This is a genomic window from Actinomadura roseirufa (assembly GCF_900659635.1).
Taxonomy (GTDB): Bacteria; Actinomycetota; Actinomycetes; order Streptosporangiales; family Streptosporangiaceae; genus Spirillospora; species Spirillospora roseirufa.
Genome location: NZ_CAACVB010000017.1, coordinates 21328 through 41330, shown reverse-complemented (window position 1 = coordinate 41330; position 20003 = coordinate 21328). Strand labels below are relative to the sequence as shown.

Sequence of the window (20003 nt, the reverse complement as noted above, 5' to 3'; positions counted from 1 at the left end):
CGCCGCATTGCGTTCGTGATTCGGTCGCCGACCTTCGCTGCCCACCACAGGTCACGTGTGGCGACCGAAACGCCACCATGTAAGTGTGCTTCTCGGCCTGCGCGCCCGGGGAAAGCGGCCGGACGCTTCGGGTGATCAAGGGAGGTGATCATCTCCAGGCAAGGAGAAGCATGAGAAAAAGAAGTACCGGTCGCGTCCTGGCCGCCGCCATGGTGGCGGCGGCGGGCGCGGTCGTCCCCTCGCAGGCCGCCGCGGCGGCGCCACCGGGTGGCGGAGCAGTCGCGCTGCCCACGGGTAATCACTGGACGGTGACCTTGGTCACCGGTGACGTGGTCGAGGTGACCACGGTCAAGAAGCGGCCGCCGCTGGTCAAGGTCCGGCCGGGCCAGGGGCGTAAGCCGATCTTCAATACCACGATCCGGCGGGACGGGCATGTGATCGTCGTGCCGTCCGACGCCGCCCGCCGGTACGGGACGGTGCTCGATCCGGCTCTGTTCGACGTGACGGGGCTGATCCGGCAGGGCTATGACGACGCGCACAGCGCCGACATCCCGTTGATCGTCCAAGGCGGCGGACGCTCGGCGGTCCAGGGCTTCGCGGCGGCCCGTGAGCTGCGCTCGCTGGGGGCGGTGGCGGCACGGCAGCCGAAGAAGCGGGCCGTGACGCTCGGGCGATCGCTGCTGGGCGCCGGTGCGACGCGGGTGTGGCTGGACCGGAAGGTCAAGGCGGCCGCCCTGCCCACCTCGGCCGCTCGCCGGGCCGCCGGGCCGAAGCTCGATGGGAACCTGTCCCAGGTCGGCGCGCCCGCCGCGTGGCAGGCCGGCGTCACCGGCGCCGGGGCCAAGGTGGCGGTGCTGGACTCGGGCATCGATGAGAACCATCCCGATCTGAAGGGCAAGATCGCCGAGAAGAAGGACTTCGTCGGCACCACCGATGCCATTGACCGCCTCGGGAACGGTACCCACGTCGCCGCGCTGATCGCGGGCAGTGGCGCCGGGTCGGGCGGTGAGCGCAAGGGCGTCGCGCCCGACGCCTCGCTGGTCATCGGCAAGGTACTGGACTACAGCGGATCTGGCACCTCGTCGGGCATCATCGAGGGCCTGGAGTGGGCGGCGCCGCTCGCCAAGGTCGTCACCCTGACCGTGACCGGGGAGGAGACCGACGGCACCGACCCGCTGCCGCTGGCGATCGACAAGATCTCCGCCGAGTACGGGACGCTCGTCGTCGCCGCGGCGGGCAACACCGTCCCGGCTCTCCCGGGCCCGTGGCCGCTGACGTGCTCGGTCCTGACGCCGGCGTCCGCCGACTCCGCCCTGGCCGTCGGTGCGGTGGACGGCGCCGACAAGGTGGCGCCGTTCTCCTGCGGTGGGCCCCGGGCCGGCCGGCCGGCGGCCAAGCCGGAGATCACCGCCCCGGGTGTGGACATCGTCGCCGCCCGTGCGGCGGGGACCTCCTGGGGCCGTCCGATCGATGACCAGTACACGAGCGTGTCGGGGACGCCGATGGCGACGCCGCATGTCGCCGGTGCCGCCGCGCTGCTGCTCCAGCGGCACCCGCGGTGGACGGGGGCGCAGTTGAAGGCGGCTCTGGTCGGCACGTCGCACGCGCTCGGCGGGGATGTCTACCGGCAGGGTGCGGGACGGCTCGACGTGGCCGCCGCCGTGGCCGCTCCGCTCGTCTCCACCGATGCCGTTCCGCATCTGGGCACGTCGGCGTTCCCGGCCCATCCGGCGCTGACGACCAAGGTCGGCTTCACCTCGACCGGCCCGGCGCTGACCGCCGATCTGTCGGTGCGGGTCACCGACCGCGCGGGCAAGGAGCACCCGGACGTCGCGGCCCTTGCCGACTCCCGGCTGGCCGTCCCGGCGGGCGGGACGTCCCGCACGCTGCTGACCGTCAACGCGGCGAAGGCGCAGCCCGGCTTCTACATCGCCACCGTCACCGCCAGGAGCGGGAGCACGAGCGTGCGGACGCCGGTCACCTTCTATGTCGAGCCGGCGAGTCACACGCTGACCGTCATCGGGAAGCCGCTGCCGGGCACCGCACCGGACAAGTTCAGCGGGAGCGTGGGCGTGACGAGCCTCGGCGGCGCTCCCGTGGACCTGTACCAAGGGCTCGGAGGACCGGACAAGCCGCTTCAGATCCGGGTGCCCGACGGGACCTACTCCGTGCTCGGCAGGGTCATGGACGGTCCGGAGAGCACGAGCGGTACCAGCGTGGCGCTCGGTGGCGCCCCCGAGGTGAAGGTGGACCGGGATGTCACCGTCACGATCGACGGGGCGAAGGCCAAGCAGGTCACCGCACGTGTGGAGGGCCGCGAGACCACGCAGGGCCCACAGAGTTTCAGGTCCCTGCAGAGCGACGGCCACGCTTACTGGGGCCATCTCGCCGAAGCGGTGGACCCGAAGGACAAGGTCTATGTCCAGGCCAGTGGCGGGGTGTCGACGGGCTCCTTCCGGACCTACATGTCCGTCCGGCTCGCCGCGCCCGACACCGTGTGGGATCTGGTGGAGCCGCTCGGCGACCGGCTGCCCGCCGACCCGTCCTTCGTCGTGACGCCAGAAGTTCAGAAGCGGCTCGCCCGCATCGACCAGCGCTTCACCGCGTTCAACGGGGACACGAGCCAGCGCATGGCGGAGAGGCGCATGGCAGTCCTCCCCGAGGGCTTCTACGCCGTCGATGCCCAATACGATGTGAAACCGGGCTCGACCCGCACGGACTACGTCAGCGCGTACAAAGGCCTGCGCTGGGAGGACGTCGCGTACCCGGGCCCTGTGCTGCCCGGCGATGACCCGACGATCTGGGCGGAGTTCGATCCCTTCGCCGAAGCCGAACCGGGCAGCCGGGTCACCAAGTCATGGGGCGCGCAGGGGCAGCATCCGGGCTTCCTCGCGCCGGGCTCCGAGCTGTACACCTTCTTCCCCGCGGAAGTCACCAGCCGCACTCGGGGGCTGATGCGGATCCAGGTCTTCAACCTCCAAACCCGGCCGAACATGCTGAGCGGCTACATCGACTTCGAGAGGTTCCCCTGGAAGATGTCCCTGTACGAAGACGATCGGAAGATCGGAGAGAAGGGATCCACCCTCGGGGAATTCAAGGTCGGTGAGAAGGCGGCCACCTACCGCCTGACCTATGAGAACGACCTCTCCCGGCTGCTGCCGGTCAACAACCGGACCTCCAGCACGTGGAGCTTCCGTTCGTCCGGCGCGGACGCGGGAACCGGCGTCGCCGCCCTGCCGCTGCTCCAGGTGCAGTACGACCTGGGGCTGGACCTGCTGAACCGTCCGACGGGCGCGCCCGCCACGTTCACGGTGGCCCGCGTCGCCGGAACCGGCTCGCAGAAGGTCACCGGTCTGGAGGCGTGGACGTCGCTGGACGACGGTAAGACCTGGCAGCCCGCCACGGTCAAGCCGCTGGACGGCGGCCGGTTCTCGGCCCCCCTGCCGAAGCCCGGCGAGGGGCAGAAGCTGACGCTCCGCGTCAAGGCCCAGGACGAGGGCGGCAGCAGCATCGACCAGACCCTCCACAGCGTCTACTAAGCAGTATTCAGTGCAATCCCGGCCCACGGCGCTCGCTTCGTGACCGGGATTGTGCGAGCGCGAATTTCTTCGCGATCTGACCGGCGGGGCTCGCCTTCGGCATCGTCCCGCCGGTCAGGTCGCGCGCTCGCGTGACAGCCGAGGGAGACAGGCGAGCTAGGCGAGGGGCTGGGTTTCGGAGTCGAAGGGGACCAGCAGGGTGCGCAGCAGGTCGGCGAGCGTGTCGCGCTGGGCGGGGCTCAGTCCCTCCAGGATCGCCTGCTCGCGGTCGAGCAGGTCGGCGAACGCGGCGTCCACGCGGGTCAGTCCGGCGGGCGTCAGCCGCACCAGCACACCGCGCTTGTCCTGCGGGTCGGGGTGCCGCTCGACCAGCCCGGCGGCCGCCAGCCGGTCGATCCGGTTCGTCATCGTCCCGGACGTCACCAGCGTCGCCCGCAGCAGGCGGCCGGGGCTGAGCTCGTAGCGGCGGCCCGCGCGCCGCAGCGCCGTGAGGACGTCGAACTCCCACGGCTCCAGGTCGTGCGCCACGAACACCGCGCGCCGGGCACGGTCCAGATGCCGGGCGAGGCGCGACACCCGGCTGAGGACGTGCAGCGGCCGCACGTCCAGGTCCGGGCGCTCCGCGTTCCACGCCGAGACCAGGCGGTCGACCTCATCCTCCATGCCGACACCCTACTCGTCTCGATATCGAGACGACTTCCCCTGATCTCCCCCGATTCCGGGCGCTCAGACACCGGTGAGGCGGGTCGTCAGCTCGCGGCGGCTACGGACGCCGACCTCGGCGAGGACCGACTTGAGATGGTCTCGAAGCGTGTAGGGGAGATTTGCGGGTGGCGGCCATCCGCCGGGTGGACCGGCCGCTGCCGGTCTCGCCGAGCGCGGCGCGGCGGGCTCAGCGGAACGCGGCGGCGTTACGCTGGCACCAGTCGGCGAACGTGCGGGGGCGGCGGCCGAGGAGGCGTTCCACCGTGTCGGTCCGGAGCCCGGTGGTGTCGGCGCGCATGAGGGTGAACGCCTCGACGAGGGCGTCGGCGAGGGGGCCGGGCGCGCCGCCGGGGAAGCGGGACCGGACGGCCTCCGCGGGCGTGGCCGCCGCGCGGACCTCGATGTCCCGGCCCGCCGCCGCGGCGATGAGCCCGGCCTGCTCGGCGACGGTGAGCGCCTCGCCGCCGGTGAGAACGTACGCGCGGCCCGCGTGCCCCTCCCCGGTCAGGACGGCGGCGGCGACCGCGGCGACGTCGGCGGTGTCGATCGGCGCGAAGCGTCCCGGGCCGATCGGGTCGAGGACGTGGCCGGCCCGGATCGTGGACGCCCATTCCAGGGCGTTCTGCATGAAGCCGGTGGGCCGCAGGAACGTCGCGGGAAGGCCGGAGCCGCGGACGATCTCTTCGCGCTCGTGGTGCCAGCGGCCCATGGCGGGCATCGGGTCCCCGAGGACGTTGGCGGACGACAGGTGCACGATGTGCCCGACCCCCGCCGACCGGGCGGCGGCGACCGCGTGGGCCGTGTGCGCGGTGCCGATCCCCGGGGTGAGCAGGAAGAGCCGGGTGACGCCGGCGAAGGCCGGTGCGAGGCTCGCGGGCTCGTCTAGGTCCGCGACGGCCCGCCCGGCGCGTTCCGGCAGCCTGGCCGCGCGAGCGGGGTCGCGGACCAGGACGCGGACGTCGGCGCCCGCCGCGTCCAGTTCGCCGACGAGCGCGCGGCCGATGGTCCCGGTGGCACCGGTCACCAGTAGCATGAGGACTCCAAAGTCATGTGCCGGCTAATGATCTGCGGGAGAACGCTAGCCGGTTAATGATTAGCCGTCAATCGATCGTCTCGGCCGCCCCGGAGGTGCCCATGCCCGAGTTCCTCGACCTGCACGGCCGCACGACGAAGGCGCTGCGCGCGGTGGCGGAGTCGTCGATGCGGCGGCACGGCCTGCACCTGGGCCAGAACCTCCTGCTCGCGGCGTTGTGGGAGCGGGACGGCCGGACGCCGGGGGACATCGCGGCCGCGCTCGGCGTCACGACCCCGACGGTCGTCAAGATGGCCACCCGGATGGCGTCCGCCGGGCTCGTCGAGCGGCGCCGTGACGACCGCGACAACCGCCTGGTCCGTCTCTGGCTCACGGACGCGGGCCGTGCCCTGCGCGAGCCGGTCGAGCACGAGCGGCGGGCACTGGAGGAGCGGGTGACCGCGAACCTCACCGCGGCCGAGCGCGACCACCTGATGAGCGCCCTGGCCAAGATCCACGAGTCCGCCACGGCTCTGCTGCGCGACCACCCCACTACGGCCGACCAAGCCTGAGCGAGCGGCGCGAAAGTCTGGACCGAGGCAAGATTCTTGACATCAAGATATGAGCCGGGCATCATGTGTCTTGATGTCGAGACAAGATGCGGCCGTGTGGGACCCCGCGCAGTACGGGGCCTTCGGCGACGAGCGCGCGCGGCCCTTCGCCGAGCTGGTCGCCCGCATCGGCGCCGTCGAGCCGCGCCGGGTCGCCGACCTCGGCTGCGGGTCGGGGGAGCTCACCGCGACGCTGGCCCGGCGGTGGCCGGGCGCGGTCGTCGAGGCGCTCGACGCCTCACCCGACATGATCGCGGCGGCGCGGCGGCACGAGATCCCGGGACGGCTGGGCTTCGCGGTCGGGGACGTGGCGTCCTGGGCGCCGCGGGAACCCGTCGACGTCATCGTGTCCAACGCCGTCCTGCACTGGGTGCCCGAGCATCCCGCGCTGCTGCCGCGCTGGGCCGGTGCCCTCGCGCCGGGCGGGTGGCTGGCCTTCCAGGTGCCGGGCAACCACGACGCGCCGAGCCACGCGCTGCTGCGCGAGCTGTGCCGCTCGCCCCGGTGGAAGGACGCGCTCGGGACGGTCCTCCGGGCCGACCCCGTCCTGACCCCGTCCGGCTACCTCGACCTGCTGGGACGGCACGGGTACACGGTGGACGCCTGGGAGACGACGTACACGCAAGTCCTGCACGGGGACGACCCGGTACTTGAGTGGGTCAAGGGCACCACGTTGCGCCCCGTGCTCTCAATTCTGGGTCCGGCGGATACCGAGGAGTTCCTCGACTCCTACCGGGCCCTGCTCCGTACGGCCTATCCGGCCACGTCCTACGGGACGGTGTTCCCCTTCCGGCGGGTGTTCGTCATCGCCAGCCGGAACGCCCCTTAGGCGGGGCGCCGCCCGCCGTCCGAGGGAAGCGACTCGTTCCCCTGCGGTGTGCCAGCTCGGAGGGCGGGCGGTGCCCACCGGCCGCGCCGGAACGCGACCTCTACATGATCGCAGACCCGCGGCCGGCGCGGATCCCGGCGCCGTGACCCGGCGGCGGCGACCCCGGCCGGCGGCCGTCCGGACGAACTCCGGACGGCCACCGGTCCCACCGGGGCCGCCTCAGCCCTCCTGCGCCTCGGCGTCGAGGTCGCGCCGCGTCCGGCGCTGGGCCTTCTCGGCCTTGGCGGCGGCCTTCTCCTCGGCCTTCTCCGCCTTGGCGGCGGCCTTCTCGGCGCGCTTCTCCAGCCGCTCCATCTCCCTGCGGCGCCTGCGGGGGTCCAGCGACGGCCGGGGCTCCAGGCCCGACAGTCCGTTCCACGCCAGGTTGACGATGTGGGCGGCGACGTCCTCGCGGCGCGGTTTGCGCACGTCCAGCCACCACTGCCCGGTGAGCGCGACCATGCCGACGAGGCTCTGCGCGTACAGCGGGGCGAACTTGTCGTCGTACCCGTGCCGGTCGAACTCCTGGGCGAGGATGTACTCGACCTCGCCGGCGATCTCGCTGAGCAGGCTGGCGTAGCTGCCGGTGCCGGTGCCGCCGTGGGAGTCGCGGACGAGGATGCGGAACCCGTCGGGGCTTTCCTCGATGTACTCCAGCAGTGCCAGCGCGGCCCTCTCCAGCATGCTCCGGTAGTGCGTCGCGGAGGTGAGCGCCTCGGTGACGAGGCGCAGCAGCTTCTCGAACTCGCGGTCCACGACGACCGCGTAGAGCCCTTCCTTACCGCCGAAGTGCTCGTAGACCACGGGCTTGGACACCCCCGCCGCGGAGGCGATCTCCTCCACCGACGTGCCGTCCAGGCCGCGCCCGGCGAACAGCGTGCGGCCGATGTCGAGAAGCTGCTCGCGGCGTTCCTTGCCGGTCATCCGCTTTCTGCGGGTCCTGGGAGCGGGTTCTGTCACGGAACCAATTGTGGCGGTCAACGGACCCGCTCGGTCCGCCTGGCCGCCAGCCTTTCGTCGTTCGGCCAGCGGACGTCGTAGGCCCAGCCCGCCTTCTCGAAGCCCTGGATGATGCGCGCGCTGATGTCGACCTGTCCTTTGAGGACGCCGTGCCGCGCGCACGTCGGATCGGAGTGGTGAAGGTTGTGCCAGGACTCGCCGAGGGACGGGATGGCGAGCCACCAGACGTTGCGGGACTTGTCGCGGACCTCGAAGTCCTCTTTGCCGAATGTGTGGCAGATGGAGTTGATCGACCAGGTGACGTGGTGGACGAGCGTGACGCGGACGAGCCCGGCCCAGAAGAGGGCGGTGAGGAATCCCGTCCACGACGAGGTGAGCAGGCCGCCGAGGACGGCGGGAAGCAGGAAGGACACCGCGACGAGGCCGGGGAACGCGCGGTGGATGCGCGTCATGTCGCGGTCGTTCAGCAGATCCTTGGCAAAGCGCTGCTTGGATGTGCGGTTGGCGTCGAACAACCAGCCGTAGTGTGCCCAGACCAGGCCCTTGGTGAGCGCTTTCCAGTCGTCGCCGAACCGCCACGGCGAGTGGGGGTCGAATTCCTTGTCGGAGTGCTTGTGGTGGCGCCGGTGGTCGGCGACCCAGGTGATGACCGGTCCCTCAATGGCGAGGCTCCCCGCCAGCGCCAGGAAGATCTTCAGGGGACGCTTGGCCTTGAACGAGCCGTGGGTGAAGAAACGGTGGTAGCCGACCGTGATGCCCGCCGCGGAGAGCAGGTAGAAGACGGCCATTATCGCGATGTCGGTCCAGCCGAGGAACCGGCCCCAGGCGAGCGGGACGGCCGCGAAGAGGGCGAGAAAGGGCACGCCGGTGAAGGCGGCGACGAGCGTGCGTTCCGCGTTCCCTCGGGTCTGCGGGGCGAGCTCGGGTCGTCGTTGCGGCCGGGGAGGCTCGATGGCGGGGGCCGTGGTCATGTACTCACCGCTTCCTGCTTCTGGTGCCTGGACTGGGGACCGTGCTACCTACGGCAACGTAACCTACGGAACCGTAGGTTGGACAGTGCTGGATGGTAAATTCAGCGCGAATCTGTCCCATAGGCCACAAAGTTCTCTTGCGGTTCAGATGGTCGGATTCTGGTATCAAGCACGGATCAGGGCATCGACGCCGTGTGATCCGGTCGCGGTGGCGCCCGCGCCGCGAAAGGATGGTGAGATGTCCCTCGTACAGGACGAACGCTCGCAAGATGAACGCTCGACCCGGGCCAGGAGTTCGCTGACCGGGCTCTCGGTGGGCGACGCCTTCGGAGACCAGTTCTTCATCCTCGCCAACCGGGGCGTCTCCGCCGAGACCGGTGTGCCGCCCGCCCCCTGGGCCTGGTCGGACGACACGGAGATGGCGTGCTCCGTCGTGGACGTCCTAAACCGATTCGGACAAATCAACCAAGATGCGCTCGCCGCGGCCTTCGCCGGGCGGTTCGACGCCGGGCGCGGGTACGGGGTCGGCGCGGCCGAGCTGCTCGCCCGCGTCCGGGACGGCGCGCCCTGGCGGCGGGCGGCCGGCGAGCTCTTCGGCGGCAGGGGCTCCTACGGCAACGGCGCCGCGATGCGGGTCGCGCCGCTCGGCGCCTACTTCAGCGATGATCTCGACCTCGCGGCGGAGCAGGCCGTCCTGTCCGCGGAGGTCACCCACGCCCACGCGGAGGGCATCGCCGGCGCCGTCGCGGTGGCCGTCGCCGCCGCGGCCGCGGCCGCGCACCGGGGGGAGCCGCTCGCGCCCGCCGACCTCATCGAGACCGCCCTCGAACGCACGACGATGGGCGAGTACGTGCAGCGCGGCCTGCAGAACTCGCTCTGGCTGCTGGAGAGGTCCCCGCGCGAGGCCGCGCGCGAACTGGGCAACGGCTCGCGGGTCTCGGCCCAGGACACCGTCCCGTTCGCGCTGTGGGCGGCGGCGACCATGCTGGACGACTACGAGGCGGCGGTGCGGGCCTGCGCGCTCGTCGGAGGGGACACCGACACCACCGCGGCGATCGTGGGCGGCGTCATCGGCGCCCATCGCGGCGCGGACGCGGTCCCGGCCGGCTGGCTCGCCGCACGCGAGCCCCTGCCCGGGTGGCTTCCGGGCGAGTGACGAAGCCCTCGGCGCGGGACGGGCCGGGGGTGGGGAATAGGGTGGGCTGGATCTTCCCGGCTCGGTATCGTGGACGCCCGGACGATCCGGCGTAGGCCGGATCTGTCGGCTTTGATCCGGCGTGGTGTAATCGGCAGCACAAGGGTTTTTGGTGCCCTTAGACAAGGTTCGAATCCTTGCGCCGGAGCTGTTCTCGACGAACCCGGTCACCGGGCCCGCCAGGGCCGCGGCCGGGGCGGTCCCGGTGGGCGCGGGATGACGGGACGGCCGCGGGCGGTATCCTTCCCCTGTCGGGCGCTCTGCGGCCTGCCATGCCCTGTCGCAGCAGGTAGACAGCTCGTCCGCACCCGAAACCGATCCCAGTTCGCGATGCCGAGGAGCCTCCCCAGTGAGCGCCAGCCGCCCGGCCGCCGTCATCGTCCTCGCCGCCGGCGAGGGCACCCGGATGAAGTCCCGCACCTCGAAGGTGCTGCACGAACTGTGCGGGCGCAGCATGCTCGGCCATGTCCTGGCCGCCGCCCGCGCGCTGGAGCCCGAGCGGCTCGTGGTGGTCGTCGGCCACCGGCGCGAGCAGGTGACCGCCCATCTGGCCGAGCACGCGCCCGACGCCGAGGCCGTCGTGCAGGAACGGCAGGGCGGCACCGGCCACGCCGTCCGGACGACGCTGGAGCGGGTCGGCGCCCTGACCGGCACCGTCGTGGTCACCAACGGCGACCACCCGCTGCTGCGCGGCGAGACGCTCGCCGCGCTCGTCCGGACCCACGAGGACGAGGGGAACGCGGCGACCGTCCTGACCACCGAGATCCCGGACGCGACCGGGTACGGCCGGATGGTCCGCGCCGCCGACGGCGGCATCGACGCGATCGTCGAGCACAAGGACGCCGACGCCGCGCAGCGGGCCATCAACGAGATCAACGTCGGCATGTACGCCTTCGACGGAGCCCTGCTGGAGTCCGCGCTCAAGCGCGTGACCACCGAGAACGCGGGCGGCGAGGAGTACCTCACCGACGTCGTCGCGATCCTGCGCGCCGACGGGCACCGGGCGGGCGCCCACCTCGTCGCCGACTGGGTCGAGACCCTGGGCGTGAACGACAAGGTCCAGCTCGCGCAGGCGCGCCGGCGGCTGAACGACCGGATCGTCGAGGCCCACATGCGGGCTGGCGTCTCCGTCATCGACCCGGCCACCACCTGGATCGACGTGGACGTCACGGCGGCCCCGGACGCCGAGGTCCACCCGGGCACGCAGCTGCACGGCCGCACGCACCTGGAGGAGGGCGCGCGGGTCGGCCCGAACTGCACGCTGACCGACACCCGCGTCGGCGCCGGAGCGGCGGTGGTGAACGCCGTGTGCACCGGCGCCGAGGTCGGGCCCGAGGCGTCCGTCGGCCCGTTCGCCTACCTGCGGCCGGGCACCCGCCTGGCGCGCGGGGCCAAGGTCGGGACGTACGTCGAGACCAAGAACGCCGAGATCGGCGAGGGCTCCAAGGTGCCGCACCTGACCTACGTCGGCGACGCCGAGATCGGCGCCGGCTCCAACATCGGCGCGAGCTCGGTGTTCGTGAACTACGACGGCGTGCGCAAGCAGCGCAGCGTCATCGGCTCGCACGTGAAGATCGGCAGCGACAACATGATCGTCGCGCCGGTGACGGTGGGGGACGGCGCCTACACGGCGGCCGGCTCGGTGATCGTCCAGAACGTGCCGGCCGGGGCGATGGCGGTCGCGCGGGCCAAGCAGCGCACTATTGAAGGGTGGGTCGAGCGCAGGCGCGCCGGCACCCCGTCGGCGGAGGCGGCCCGCCGCGTCCGCGAGACGGAGGGCGAGCAGGGCGCGGACGGCGCCGGCGAGCCCGCGGACGGCGCCTGACGGGCGCGCCCCGGCGGGAGCCCCGCGAGCGGGTTCCCGCCTGAGACAAGACTGCCCCGTCCCATGGCGGGGAGGTGGAGGGACACTGGCGTTCCCCCACGGACAACAGACCACCGTGCGCCACAGAGACCCTTGTGGTGCGCGGGAAGTGGGGACACAGCACCCACGAATGAGCGCAGTTCCATTGAGGGGGAGTTGTCAGTGGTGAGTGGGATCAAAGCGAGCGGCCAGAAGAAGATGATGCTCTTCACCGGCCGAGCCCACCCGGACCTGGCCCAGGAAGTCGCCGACAACCTCCACGTCGACCTCACGCCGACGTCCGCCTATGATTTCGCCAACGGTGAGACTTTTGTCCGGTTCCTGGAGTCGGTCCGCGGCTCCGACGCCTTCGTGATCCAGAGCCACACCGCTCCCATCAACCAGTGGATCATGGAGCAGCTGATCATGGTGGACGCGCTGAAGCGCGCGTCCGCCAAGCGGATCACCGTCGTCGCGCCGTTCTTCGGCTACGCCCGGCAGGACAAGAAGCACCGCGGCCGCGAGCCCATCTCGGCCCGGCTGATGGCCGACCTGTTCAAGACCGCGGGCGCCGACCGGCTGATCGCCGTGGACCTGCACACCGCGCAGATCCAGGGCTTCTTCGACGGCCCCGTCGACCACCTGTTCGCACTGGACCTGCTGGCCCAGCACTTCGAGAGCCGGCTCGACACCTCCCAGGTGACCGTGGTCGCGCCCGACGCCGGCCGGGTGCGCGTCACCGAGCGGTGGAGCGACCGGCTCGGTGGCGTGCCGATGGCGATCATCCACAAGAAGCGCGACCCCGACGTCGCCAACGAGGTCAAGGTCTTCGACGTCGTCGGCGAGGTCGCGGGTCGCACCTGCGTCATCGTCGACGACATGATCGACACCGGTGGCACCATCGTGAAGGCCGCCGACGCCCTGTTCGACCACGGCGCGGCCAAGGTCGTGGTCGCCGCGACGCACGGCGTCCTGTCCGGCCCCGCCGTCGACCGGCTGAAGAACTCGCGCATCGCCGAGGTCGTCCTGACCAACACGCTGCCGATCCCCGAGGAGAAGCAGTTCGACAAGCTGACCATCCTGTCGATCGCGCCGCTCGTCGCCCGCGCGATCAACGAGGTGTTCAGCGACGGCTCGGTGACCAGCCTGTTCGGCGGACACAGTTAAATTCAAGCCCGGCCCACTTCGCTCGCTGGCGCTCGCTTCGTGACCGTTCTTGTGCGAGCGCGAATCGCTTCGCGATCTTCCCGGCGGGGCTCGCCTTCGGCATTGCCCCGCCGGTCAGGTCGCGCGCTCGCGTGACGGCTTAGGTCGTCTCGTCCGGACCCTGGCCGTTGTGTGCTTGGTGGCGCTGACTCGCTTCCTCAGACTCCCAGCAGGGATCCGCCTGTGGCGTCGACGTGGTGGCCGGTGATCCAGCGGGCGTCGTCGGAGGCCAGGAAGGCGACGATGTCGGCGATGTCGTCGGGCTGGCCCAGCCGGTTGAAGACCGAGAAGGCGGCCGCCCCCGCCTTCCCCTCCGGGGTGGCCAGCTGCGGCGCGGTGTTGTCGGTTTCGACGATGCCCGGGGCGACCGAGTTCACCGTGATGCCGCGCGGCCCCAGCTCCAGGGCGAGCGTGTGGGTGAAGGTCTCCAGCGCGCCCTTGGTCAGGCTGTAGCCCATGATCCTCGGGAACGCGATGCGGGTGACCCCGGAGGAGATGTTGATGATCCGGCCGCCGTCGCGCAGCCGCCCCAGGCCCTCCCGCACGATGAAGAACGGCGCCTTGACGTTGACCGCGAACAGCCGGTCGAACTCGCCGGGCGTGATCGTCTCGAAGTCATTGGAGGAGCCGATGCCGGCGTTGTTCACCAGGACGTCGATCTCCGGCCCGTGACCCGCCTCGGCCAGGGCCGCGTCGACTCCGGCCCACAACAGCTCCACGTCGCCGGGGACCCCCAGCTCGGCGTGCACGAGGAAGCCCCGGCCCCCGGCCCGCTCGATGTCCTGCAAGGTCTGCTTCGCCGCCACCTCGTTCGAGCCGTAGTGCACTCCCACCAGCAGCCCGTCCTGGGCGAGCCGCAGCGCGATGCCCCGCCCGATCCCACGGCTGGCACCGGTCACCAGGGCGGTCCTGTTCGTCGACGGCATGACGTCCCTCTTTCTGTAGCGATCGCTATCGAATGCCGTCACGCTAGCATCTTTTCCTAGTGGTCGCTATACAATGTGGGGGTGACGATGACCGAACGACCTCGACGCGGCCGCCCGCGGAGCTTCGACAGGGGGGCCGCGCTGGACGTGGCGCTGCGCCTGTTCTGGGCGCGCGGCTACGAGGCCACCTCGACCGCCGAGCTGACCCGCGCCATGGGCATCAGCATGCCCAGCCTCTACGCGGCCTTCGGTGACAAGAAGGCGCTCTTCCGTGAAGTGGTGGCCCACTACCAGGAGAACTACGGCCCGCGCGTGGACGCCGAGCCGCGCGAGGGGGTCACCGCCCGCGAAGTCGTCGGCCCCCTGCTGGACCTTCTCGCGACGGCCTACACCGACCCGGACCACCCGCCGGGATGCCTGGTCATCAGCGCGGCCGTCAACTGCACGCCGGCCTCCGCCGACGTCGAGGCCGACCTGCGGGCCCGGCGCAACGCCAACGTCGCCGCCCTTGAGAAGCTCGTCGACGCCGACGTCCGGGCCGGGGTCCTGCCGTCCGGCACCGACGCCCGTGGTCTGGCGCGGTTCCTCGGCGCCACCATTCAGGGGATGTCCCAGCAGGCCCGGGACGGGGCCACCCGCGACGACCTGCTCGCGATCGCCCGGACCGCTCTCGCCGCCTGGCCCGCGTAAGCCTCCCTCGTCGTCTCCCGCACGGTCTCCCGCGCGGTCTCCCGGCGCCCGCCGCCGCGGGGGCCGCCGGGCACGCGTATGCAAGCCCTCTGGCGTTGCGCATAGCGCCGATCGGCTAGACTTGATGAATCCGCGTATGCCCCGGGTCGTTCAGTGCGGTGCCGGTACAGGACCCGCACTCCCCGAGGAACGCAAAGAATCTTCGAGGCGCCTGACGCATCGAGCAACGCCTGATTCGCTCTGTCCGCAGCGGACGTCCATGCCAGGACGGCCGTGGATCGCAACAACGAGGAGTTTTCGCCGTGTCCGAGGTACGTATTGCCGCCGAGCCGCGCACCGAGTTCGGTAAGGGTGCCGCGCGGCGCACCCGCCGGGCCGGCAAGGTGCCCGCCGTCCTCTACGGTCACGGCACCGACCCCCAGCACATCTCCCTCCCGGGCCACGAGCTGATGCTCGCGCTCAAGACCCCCAACGTGCTGCTGACCATCGAGGGCCTGGGCAACGGCGCCGAGCTGGCGCTGCCCAAGGACGTCCAGCGCGACCCGGTCAAGGGCTTCCTGGAGCACGTCGACCTGCTGCTGGTGAAGCGCGGCGAGAAGGTCACCGTCGACCTGCCCGTGAACGTCGTCGGCGACGTGGTCGCGGGCGGCCGGCTCGTCCAGACCGAGGTGCAGATCTCGGTCGAGGCCGAGGCGACCCACATCCCCGAGTCGGTCGACCTGGACATCACCGGCCTGGCGATCGACACCCAGGTGCTCGCGAAGGACCTCAAGCTGCCCTCCGGCACGACGCTGGCCGCCGACGAGGAGACGCTGATCGTCCAGATCGTCGACGCGACCGTCTCCACCGAGCCCGCCGAGGGCGCCGAGGCGGCCGAGGGCGAGACGGCCGAGGCCGAGGGCGAGCCCGCGGGCGAGTGATCCGGGTACCGGGTCCTCACGACACGGTCATGTCGGTCCCCGCGGGTGCGCGCACCCGCGGGGACCGTCCGCTGTAGGGAGTTCGGGTGAGTTCGGACGGCTGGCTGGTGGTCGGGCTGGGGAACCCCGGTCCGTCGTACGCCGGGAACCGGCACAACGCCGGGTTCATGGTGCTGGACGTCCTCGCCGGCCGCGCCGGGGGGAAGTTCAAGTCGCACAGGACCCGGTCCGACGTCCTGGAAGGACGGCTCGCGGGCGCGCGCGCCGTGCTGGCGAAGCCGCGCACGTACATGAACGACTCGGGCGGGCCCGTGAAGGGCCTGCGCGATTTCTACAAGGTGCCCTTGGAGCACCTCATCGTCGTCCACGACGAGCTGGACATCCCCTATGGGGCCGTGCGGCTGAAGCAGGGCGGCGGTGACAACGGCCACAACGGGCTGCGGTCCATCACCCGGTCGCTGGGTGACAAGGAGTACCTGCGCGTCCGGTTCGGGGTGGGACGTCCGCCCGGCCGGATGGACCCCGCCGCGTTCGTGCTGAAGGACTTCTCCGCCGCCGAACGCAAGGAGCTCGCCCTGGAGGTCGAGCGCGCGGCGGACGCCGTCGAGGCGCTCATCGCCGGGGGCCTCGCCGCGGCGCAGAACACCTTCCACGTCGGCTGAGCCGGGCGCCCGGCCGGGCGCGGCGCCGCGCGGGCGTCCCGGGGGTGTCACTCAGGTGAGAAAAAAGTCTCCGGAGTGCGGCCGGTCCCGGTCGCTTTGGTGGCGAGTGCGGCGTCTAGGGTCTCGATCGGGGCGATGCGCTCGTAAGATGCATCAAACGAGACTTCGGGATGTTTGTGAACCTGAAGCGACGTTCGGCCGTCTTCGAGGTGGATCGAGCTTTCCGGGGCGCGCGTTAAAGGGTTGGTGAGCGTATGGCCGTCGTTGACAAGGTTCAGACCGGGTCATCGACCGGCCACCAGCCGCGCCGCACGTCGTCCCAGAGCTGGAGCGTCGGGTACCGGCGGGTCGCCGGCGCCCTCGACTTCCTCAGCATGCTGGCCGCGGGCATGATCGCGTTCGGGCTGCGCTTCCCGGGCGTGCCGAGCGAGCCGACGGTGCCGTACGTCGTGCTGACCGTCGCGCTGCCCGTGCTCTGGATCCCGATGCTGATCCTCTGCCGGGCCTACCAGCCGCGGTACATAGGCGTCGGCTACGAGGAGTTCCACCGCGTCCTGCGGGCCGGGTTCATCTACACCGCGACGCTCGCGATCCTCGCCTACGCCACCAAGACGGAGGTGGCGCGCGGCTACGTCGTCATGGCGATGCCCTTCGGAACGCTCCTGGCGGTCGTGGCGCGCTACCGGCTGCGCAAATGGCTGCACCGCAAGCGCTGGAACGGCGACTGCATGCGGCGCGTGGTGGCCGTCGGGCACCGCACGTCCGTCGCCGACCTGATCCGGCTGCTGCGGCAGAAGCGCTACCACGGCATGAGCATCGCGGCGGTCTGCCTGCCCGCCCCGCTGGTGTCCGGCGACGATGCCGTCGCCGAGGTGGAGGGCGTCCCGGTCATGGGCGACTTCGGTCACGCGGCGGCGGTCGCCGACCGGATCGGCGCCGACTCGGTCGCGGTGCTGGCCTGCCCGGAGATGGACGGCGTGGCGCTGCGCCGGCTGGCCTGGCAGATCGAGCGCGACGACGTCGAGCTGGTCGTCGCGCCGGCGCTGATGGACGTCACCGGCCCGCGGATCTCCATCCGGCCGGTGTCGGGGCTGCCGCTGCTGCACGTCGAGCACCCCGAGCTGGACGGCGGCCGCAAGGTCCTCAAGGGCCTGTTCGACCGGGCGGCCGCGCTGACCGGGCTGGTGCTGCTGAGCCCGCTGCTGGCGGTGGTGGCGTTCCTGATCAAGATCTCCGGCCAGGGCCCGGTGATGTTCCGGCAGATCCGGGTCGGCCGCGGCGGGCGCGAGTTCACCGTGCTGAAGTTCCGCACGATGGTCGTCGACGCCGAGGCGCGCAAGCGCGCGCTGCTGGAGAGCAACGAGAACGACGGCGTGCTCTTCAAGATCAAGGAGGACCCGCGGATCACCCGGGTCGGGCGCTGGCTGCGCCGCTACTCCCTGGACGAGCTGCCCCAGCTGTTCAACGTCGTCCGCGGCGACATGTCGCTGGTCGGCCCGCGCCCGCCGCTGCCGGAGGAGGTCGCCCAGTACGGCGGCGACGTCTACCGCAGGCTGGTGGTCAAGCCGGGCCTCACCGGGCTGTGGCAGGTCAGCGGCCGCTCCGACCTGACGTGGGAGGAGTCGGTCCGGCTCGACCTGCGCTACGTCGACAACTGGTCCCTCGCCCTCGACCTGCAGATCATGTGGAAGACCTGGTCGGCCGTCTTCCGCGGCTCCGGAGCGTACTAGAACGCTCCCGGCCCCGGGTGGTCCGTTAACGGTGTCCGTCCGGTGCTTCCGCGGGGACCTTGGCACCCGGGCACAAGCGCCGGTCGGGTATCCATGAGAATGTAGGTCGAGCAGACCAGTCGAGCCCGGGAATGTGATCGAGGGATGACGGAGATTGCGGCGGTGGACGACCACGCGCTCGCGGCGGAACTCGCCGGAGCCGCGGGGCGGCTGCTGCTGGGCGTACGGGACGAGGTGGGGTTCGCCGACGCGCGTGCCCTGAAGGACACCGGCGACCTGCGGGCGCACGAGTACCTCATGGCGGCGCTGGCCGAGCGCTGTCCCGGCGACGCCGTCCTCTCCGAAGAAGGCCGTTCCTCCGTCGCCGGCAAGCGCGCCCGCGGCTCGGACCGGGCACCGACCGGTAACACCACCGACGCCGAGCGCCGCGCGGCCCGCCGCGTGTGGATCGTGGATCCCCTCGACGGCACCCGCGAGTACTCCGAGGAGGGCCGCCGCGACTGGGCCGTCCACGTGGCGCTGTGGGAGCGCGCCGCCGGCGGCGGGTCCGGCGGGCGGCTGACGGCCGGGGCCGTGGCGCTCCCGGCGCAGGGACTGACGCTGCGCACGGCCGCGACGGGCGGCGCGCTGCTCGTCCGCGAGGAGCCGGGCGGGGCCGACCAGGTGACCGGCGGGACGGCCGCGGGCCGCGCCGCGCGGGACCTGCCGCGCGAGGTGCCGCTGCACGCTCCCGCGCCGGACGCCGGGAAGCTGCGGATCGCGGTCAGCCGCACCCGGCCGCCGGAGTTCGTGACGCTGCTGGCCGAGCGGCTCGACCTGGACGTGGAGCTGGTGCCGATCGGATCGGCGGGGGCGAAGATCTCCGCGGTGCTGCTCGGCGAGGTGGACGCCTACGCGCACGCGGGCGGCCAGTACGAGTGGGACTCGGCCGCCCCCGTGGCGGTCGCGTCGGCCGCCGGGGCGCACGCCTCGCGGGTGGACGGGGCGTCGCTGGCCTACAACCGGGACGACCCCTGGCTGCCGGATATCCTGGTCTGTCACCCCGTGTCGGCGTCGACGCTGCTGACCGGCATCCGGGACGTGGGCGGCGCCCTTCCGGAGTGACCCGCCTCTGACCCGGCGGGACGAAAACCCGGCGGGATGACGTTCGATCCGGTGGGGAAGGCATGCCCTAGTCCGGCCCAGCCGGTCCCCAGGCCACCGGTGCATCTGCCAGTCCAGCGTGGAGAGAGCCCCAGACCATGCAGCGTTGCGATTATCTGCTGTCACAACTAGACGTCCTCGAGGCCGAGTCGATCCAGATCATCCGGGAGGTGGCGGCCGAGTTCGAGAAGCCCGTGCTGCTCTTCTCGGGCGGCAAGGACAGCATCGTCATGCTGCGCCTGGCCCAGAAGGCGTTCTGGCCCGCGCCGATCCCGTTCCCGGTGATGCACGTCGACACCGGCCACAACTTCCCCGAGGTGATCGACTTCCGCGACCGGCGGGTCGCCGAGACGGGCGTGCGGCTGGTGGTGGCGTCGGTCCAGGAGTCGATCGACGGCGGCCGCGTGGTCGAGGAGACGGGGCGCCGCGCGTCCCGGAACCGGTTGCAGACCACCACGCTGCTGGACGCGATCGAGGAGCACGGGTTCGACGCGGCGTTCGGCGGTGCCCGCCGGGACGAGGAGAAGGCCCGCGCCAAGGAGCGCGTGGTCTCCTTCCGCGACGAGTTCGGGCAGTGGGACCCCAAGAACCAGCGGCCCGAACTGTGGAACCTGTACAACACCAGGATCCGGCGCGGCGAGCACGTCCGGGTGTTCCCGCTGTCCAACTGGACGGAGCTGGACATCTGGGACTACGTGCGGCGCGAGGAGCTGGAGCTGCCGTCGATCTACTTCGCGCACACCCGCGAGGTGTTCGAGCGGGACGGGATGCTGCTGGCGGACCTGCCGTACACGAACCGGGGCGAGGACGAGCCGGCGTTCGAGGCGACCGTCCGCTACCGGACGGTCGGCGACGCGTCCTGCACGGGCGCGGTGAAGTCCGCCGCGGTGACGCTGGAGCAGGTGATCGAGGAGATCGCCAGCACGCGGATCACCGAGCGCGGCCAGACCCGCGCCGACGACCGGGCCAGCGAGGCCGCCATGGAGGACCGCAAGAAGGAGGGCTACTTCTAATGGCCGCCA

General features: G+C 71.6%; 17 protein-coding genes and 1 tRNA gene. 13 read left to right on the top strand and 5 right to left on the bottom strand.

Features of this window, described 5'->3' with window-relative positions:
- Window positions 1–170: 170 nt before the first annotated feature.
- Window positions 171–3539: a S8 family serine peptidase gene (locus E1291_RS06060; RefSeq protein WP_131736728.1), complete on the top strand. Its 3369-nt coding sequence runs from the start codon at window positions 171–173 to the stop codon at window positions 3537–3539.
- Between the two features lie 156 nt (window positions 3540–3695).
- On the opposite strand, the gene E1291_RS06055 is transcribed toward E1291_RS06060, so the two are convergent.
- Window positions 3696–4202 carry a MarR family winged helix-turn-helix transcriptional regulator gene (locus tag E1291_RS06055; protein WP_131736727.1) on the bottom strand — a complete coding sequence of 169 codons (507 nt, stop codon included), beginning with the start codon at window positions 4200–4202 and terminating at the stop codon, window positions 3696–3698.
- Window positions 4203–4431: 229 nt separating this feature from the next.
- The gene (locus E1291_RS06050; RefSeq protein WP_131736726.1) at window positions 4432–5277 is read right to left on the bottom strand and encodes an NAD(P)H-binding protein; all 846 of its coding nucleotides are present in this window, start codon (window positions 5275–5277) and stop codon (window positions 4432–4434) included.
- Window positions 5278–5378: 101 nt separating this feature from the next.
- Between E1291_RS06050 and E1291_RS06045 the strand changes: the two genes are divergently transcribed.
- Entirely contained in the window at window positions 5379–5828 is a 450-nt protein-coding gene (locus E1291_RS06045) for a MarR family winged helix-turn-helix transcriptional regulator (RefSeq protein ID WP_131736725.1), read from the top strand.
- Between the two features lie 73 nt (window positions 5829–5901).
- A complete protein-coding gene (locus E1291_RS06040) occupies window positions 5902–6696 on the top strand; it encodes a trans-aconitate 2-methyltransferase (protein ID WP_242613968.1) in 795 nt (264 codons plus the stop codon).
- A gap of 219 nt (window positions 6697–6915) precedes the next feature.
- Here the strand turns inward: E1291_RS06040 and E1291_RS06035 are convergent, their stop codons facing one another.
- Together E1291_RS06035 and E1291_RS06030 are read right to left on the bottom strand one after the other, a co-directional pair.
- Window positions 6916–7659 carry a TetR/AcrR family transcriptional regulator gene (locus E1291_RS06035; protein ID WP_207400584.1) on the bottom strand — a complete coding sequence of 248 codons (744 nt, stop codon included), beginning with the start codon at window positions 7657–7659 and terminating at the stop codon, window positions 6916–6918.
- A gap of 53 nt (window positions 7660–7712) precedes the next feature.
- Window positions 7713–8666: an acyl-CoA desaturase gene (locus tag E1291_RS06030; RefSeq protein WP_131736723.1), complete on the bottom strand. Its 954-nt coding sequence runs from the start codon at window positions 8664–8666 to the stop codon at window positions 7713–7715.
- Window positions 8667–8904: 238 nt separating this feature from the next.
- Here E1291_RS06030 and E1291_RS06025 point away from each other — a divergent pair, with 238 nt between their 5' ends.
- From E1291_RS06025 to E1291_RS06010, 4 genes are all read left to right on the top strand, one after another.
- On the top strand, window positions 8905–9822 hold the full coding sequence (locus E1291_RS06025) for an ADP-ribosylglycohydrolase family protein (protein WP_131736722.1): 918 nt from the start codon (window positions 8905–8907) through the stop codon (window positions 9820–9822).
- 115 nt (window positions 9823–9937) lie between these two features.
- Window positions 9938–10009 (top strand) — tRNA-Gln (locus E1291_RS06020).
- A gap of 201 nt (window positions 10010–10210) precedes the next feature.
- Complete coding sequence (gene glmU / locus E1291_RS06015) at window positions 10211–11686, top strand: bifunctional UDP-N-acetylglucosamine diphosphorylase/glucosamine-1-phosphate N-acetyltransferase GlmU (protein WP_131736721.1); 1476 nt, start codon at window positions 10211–10213, stop codon at window positions 11684–11686.
- Between the two features lie 204 nt (window positions 11687–11890).
- Window positions 11891–12871, top strand: coding sequence for a ribose-phosphate diphosphokinase (locus tag E1291_RS06010; RefSeq protein WP_131736720.1), 981 nt, complete (start codon window positions 11891–11893; stop codon window positions 12869–12871).
- Window positions 12872–13068: 197 nt separating this feature from the next.
- On the opposite strand, the gene E1291_RS06005 is transcribed toward E1291_RS06010, so the two are convergent.
- Window positions 13069–13836, bottom strand: coding sequence for an SDR family oxidoreductase (locus E1291_RS06005; RefSeq protein ID WP_131736719.1), 768 nt, complete (start codon window positions 13834–13836; stop codon window positions 13069–13071).
- A gap of 87 nt (window positions 13837–13923) precedes the next feature.
- Here E1291_RS06005 and E1291_RS06000 point away from each other — a divergent pair, with 87 nt between their 5' ends.
- From E1291_RS06000 to cysD, 6 genes are all read left to right on the top strand, one after another.
- Window positions 13924–14526, top strand: coding sequence for a TetR/AcrR family transcriptional regulator (locus E1291_RS06000; RefSeq protein WP_131736740.1), 603 nt, complete (start codon window positions 13924–13926; stop codon window positions 14524–14526).
- 302 nt (window positions 14527–14828) lie between these two features.
- Complete coding sequence (locus tag E1291_RS05995) at window positions 14829–15446, top strand: 50S ribosomal protein L25/general stress protein Ctc (RefSeq protein ID WP_131736718.1); 618 nt, start codon at window positions 14829–14831, stop codon at window positions 15444–15446.
- 86 nt (window positions 15447–15532) lie between these two features.
- Complete coding sequence (gene pth / locus E1291_RS05990) at window positions 15533–16108, top strand: aminoacyl-tRNA hydrolase (protein WP_131736716.1); 576 nt, start codon at window positions 15533–15535, stop codon at window positions 16106–16108.
- 254 nt (window positions 16109–16362) lie between these two features.
- Window positions 16363–17838, top strand: coding sequence for a sugar transferase (locus tag E1291_RS05985; protein ID WP_131736714.1), 1476 nt, complete (start codon window positions 16363–16365; stop codon window positions 17836–17838).
- 144 nt (window positions 17839–17982) lie between these two features.
- Window positions 17983–18942 (top strand): inositol monophosphatase family protein, encoded by a 960-nt coding sequence (locus tag E1291_RS05980; protein ID WP_131736712.1) that lies wholly within the window; start codon window positions 17983–17985, stop codon window positions 18940–18942.
- Between the two features lie 137 nt (window positions 18943–19079).
- Window positions 19080–19994, top strand: coding sequence for a sulfate adenylyltransferase subunit CysD (cysD, locus tag E1291_RS05975; protein ID WP_131736710.1), 915 nt, complete (start codon window positions 19080–19082; stop codon window positions 19992–19994).
- Window positions 19995–20003 lie beyond the last annotated feature (9 nt).

What these genes read in the sequence shown, in the direction of transcription:
- E1291_RS06005 (WP_131736719.1), bottom strand. Translation starts at nt 13,836, where the DNA reads ATGCCGTCGACGAACAGGACCGCCCTGGTGACCGGTGCCAGCCGTGGG.
- E1291_RS06000 (WP_131736740.1), top strand. Translation starts at nt 13,924, where the DNA reads ATGACCGAACGACCTCGACGCGGCCGCCCGCGGAGCTTCGACAGGGGG.
- E1291_RS06050 (WP_131736726.1), bottom strand. Translation starts at nt 5,277, where the DNA reads ATGCTACTGGTGACCGGTGCCACCGGGACCATCGGCCGCGCGCTCGTC.
- E1291_RS06060 (WP_131736728.1), top strand. Translation starts at nt 171, where the DNA reads ATGAGAAAAAGAAGTACCGGTCGCGTCCTGGCCGCCGCCATGGTGGCG.
- E1291_RS05985 (WP_131736714.1), top strand. Translation starts at nt 16,363, where the DNA reads ATGGCCGTCGTTGACAAGGTTCAGACCGGGTCATCGACCGGCCACCAG.
- E1291_RS06030 (WP_131736723.1), bottom strand. Translation starts at nt 8,666, where the DNA reads ATGACCACGGCCCCCGCCATCGAGCCTCCCCGGCCGCAACGACGACCC.
- E1291_RS06035 (WP_207400584.1), bottom strand. Translation starts at nt 7,659, where the DNA reads ATGACCGGCAAGGAACGCCGCGAGCAGCTTCTCGACATCGGCCGCACG.
- E1291_RS06045 (WP_131736725.1), top strand. Translation starts at nt 5,379, where the DNA reads ATGCCCGAGTTCCTCGACCTGCACGGCCGCACGACGAAGGCGCTGCGC.
- E1291_RS06025 (WP_131736722.1), top strand. Translation starts at nt 8,905, where the DNA reads ATGTCCCTCGTACAGGACGAACGCTCGCAAGATGAACGCTCGACCCGG.
- E1291_RS06040 (WP_242613968.1), top strand. Translation starts at nt 5,902, where the DNA reads ATGTCGAGACAAGATGCGGCCGTGTGGGACCCCGCGCAGTACGGGGCC.
- cysD (WP_131736710.1), top strand. Translation starts at nt 19,080, where the DNA reads ATGCAGCGTTGCGATTATCTGCTGTCACAACTAGACGTCCTCGAGGCC.
- E1291_RS05980 (WP_131736712.1), top strand. Translation starts at nt 17,983, where the DNA reads ATGACGGAGATTGCGGCGGTGGACGACCACGCGCTCGCGGCGGAACTC.
- E1291_RS06055 (WP_131736727.1), bottom strand. Translation starts at nt 4,202, where the DNA reads ATGGAGGATGAGGTCGACCGCCTGGTCTCGGCGTGGAACGCGGAGCGC.